General features: G+C 61.4%; 3 protein-coding genes and 1 pseudogene. 1 reads left to right on the top strand and 3 read right to left on the bottom strand.

The window, feature by feature from the left end; genetic code table 11:
* A pseudogene (locus LH128_RS34655) lies at positions 1-221 on the bottom strand (hypothetical protein); the annotation flags it as partial.
* Between LH128_RS34655 and LH128_RS18275 the strand changes: the two are divergent.
* A complete protein-coding gene (locus tag LH128_RS18275) occupies positions 120-422 on the top strand; it encodes a hypothetical protein (RefSeq protein WP_008831155.1) in 303 nt (100 codons plus the stop codon). The pseudogene LH128_RS34655 and the gene LH128_RS18275 sit on opposite strands and share 102 nt — an antisense overlap.
* A gap of 157 nt (positions 423-579) precedes the next feature.
* Here the strand turns inward: LH128_RS18275 and LH128_RS18270 are convergent, their stop codons facing one another.
* Together LH128_RS18270 and LH128_RS18265 are read right to left on the bottom strand one after the other, a co-directional pair.
* Complete coding sequence (locus LH128_RS18270) at positions 580-993, bottom strand: hypothetical protein (RefSeq protein ID WP_008831154.1); 414 nt, start codon at positions 991-993, stop codon at positions 580-582.
* A gap of 1,055 nt (positions 994-2,048) precedes the next feature.
* Positions 2,049-2,231: a hypothetical protein gene (locus tag LH128_RS18265; protein WP_008831153.1), complete on the bottom strand. Its 183-nt coding sequence runs from the start codon at positions 2,229-2,231 to the stop codon at positions 2,049-2,051.
* Positions 2,232-2,398 lie beyond the last annotated feature (167 nt).

Genomic DNA, 2,398 nt, shown 5'->3' with positions numbered 1-2,398 from the left:
TCGGGCCGTTTCGGGCTGGAGAGCCGGCACAGATAGTAGATTTCGGCCTCTGACAGGTAGGCTGGGGTGAGGATTGGCGGTGGTATGTTGACACCGAGGCATCCGCAGGCAATCCACCGGTGACCGCTTCTGGCCTGTTGAATGAGGATGATGCTGGCCTGCTCGTCCGCGACAGTCCCGCTGTCGATATACCACCGTACGAGCGCGGCTCGCAGTTCCAGTTGCAGTGGAATGCGGCTGGCGCCTCTTCCATCGATTTCACGATCGACGAGCCACATGACCGTCCTTTCCCCACCCCGAGCAAAGAAATCCATTTCGTGCTCGAAATCGTGGCACTCCGGCGGATTAATGCGGAGATTTTTCCTCGTGCGGTGCGCGTGAAGGCCTCGCGCGCAGATTTGGTGGCCGAAGGAGGCCATTGATCCCGGGATCATTGAGGTCCCGCCTCGATTGGGCACGGTGCCATCCATACACGGCAATTAACCATTAAAATTCTGTAATCGTGCTCGACCGTCATATTTGAAATCATTCTGCACGGTCGGGGTAGTGACAGGCCGCACCCGCCTCGGTCAGTCCAGATTAAGCCAGCGCAAAGGCTTGCTGCACTTCAAGCGGCACATCGCCTGGATGGCGCAGAACATCGGCCAGCGAGGCACCGCAGATCACCAGCAAATCCAGCAGGGTAGCGCGCCGGCGAAACAAACGTGCGAAGTTGATCCGCTCGAGTTCGTCCCGCGCCTGCTCGCGCGCTTTGGCACCGGCGAGTGCAAGCCGCTGCCCCATCGCATCGAAATCCGACTGTGTCAGCGCAAACGAATCCACCGCGCCAGACATAGTGGCGACGGTGCCGACGATCATGCTGCCGGTTGCTGCCCCAATCCGACCGAGTGTGCCGCGGTGAATGGTGGGCAGCAATACCCAGGCGATGCAGCCGATCGTGCCATTTTGATCGGCCAGCAGCACACCCCCGCCAGCCTTGCGGGCAGCCGCCATGCCTTCAGATACGTCCTGCGCTGTTCAATCGACGCCTGGTAATTCTCCGAGCAAGGCAGCGATGGCAGCGACATCCTCTGTCGTGGGTGTTCTGATGGTGAGAGCCGCTGGTGGTGGGGCTCGCTCCCCTGGGACTGCGCAGGCCCTTTTTGCGGGCCGCCACGAGCGTGCTTTTCCAATCGGGCTTTGGGCGGTCTGGGGCTGCGAGGGAGGTCGGGCTGCTTTGTGTTCCGGATTCGGCGCGCCGGCCGGTCTTCGCTGCGCTCGGCATGGGCGCCACCGCGCCGGGTTGACCCCTCCTTCTCCGTATCATCGTGATCGCGGACTGCTTTGGGTGATCTGGGCGCGTCGGGCGCCGCTTTTGCCGAGGCTTTCCAGCTGTCGAGCGCGCCCGTGCGAAGAAAGGCTTCGATCTCGTCAGGCAGAGCCGTCAGGCCGCCGGTCCCTACACCCATGACCGGTTTGCCCGTAGCGTCGCTGAGGCCGACCCCCCCGAAGTCTCCGACGCCAGGTTTGCGCCGCCGGGATTTCAGCAGCTTGAACCCGCAATGTTGCGCCATCTCGCGCAGAGAAACGGCGGAATCAGGCTCCTCACTCACGGGCGCGTCGCCCCGCTATCGCAATTCGGGAACGATCCTGCGTACCGCGTGCATCCGTGCTTCGTCGGGGCATGGCCCATGACGAACGCTCCGGTAGAGCCTTTCATCTCATTTTCTTGCGTGCGAGTCTTTGCAGCAAGAAGGCGCCCAGGAGCATCGTCAGGACCGCGGCGGTCACGGGGATGGCAGGCCGTAACGCCATCTTCGTATAAGGGCTGACGCGAATGCCTTTTTCATGTGACGAGCGAGCATCACTGTCTGCGGCGGGTGCCGAGAGATTTATCGACCATGCCGGCGGTCTCGGACAGCAGGCGTATCCTTTGTCTCAAAAACCCATCAGCGCGGGAAGAATTGTCATTCCTGACAACGGGTGATCGCGGGCCATCGTCAGCCGGCATATGAAGGAGACGTTCGATGTGGCTCAAAGGTCTACCGGATCGGGTAAGGGTGCGGTGCTCAAAGATTGAGCTGTCGCCGTTCGATTTCCGCCAACACGGCCTCCTCGACATCGGTGAGATTGTCCAAGTCTTCCGCCGCGTCACATGCGGCGGCCAGCTGCTCGTCGGTCATGCCGGTTACGACCTCGTTGGCGGTTACGGCATCGACCTGCGGATGCTGTTCGTCCCCTTCTTCGGTCATGTCTCTCTCCTTCGCGGAAACGCCCTCAAAGGGAGATGCCGATGGTGCGGCAAACGTTCCACGCTGCTGAACATGGAACGAATTTTCAGTCCGTCGCTTCGAGCAAGCAGGTGTTCCTGCACCTGTGGCCCGGCAATCGCTCTCATCGGTAAGCGGTCGGGCCACTT

It is taken from the genome of Sphingomonas sp. LH128, assembly GCF_000293195.2.
GTDB classification, from domain to species: Bacteria; Pseudomonadota; Alphaproteobacteria; order Sphingomonadales; family Sphingomonadaceae; genus Novosphingobium; species Novosphingobium resinovorum_A.
The sequence above is the reverse complement of the archived record's forward strand: the minus strand, read 5'-3'. Positions and strand labels throughout refer to the sequence as shown.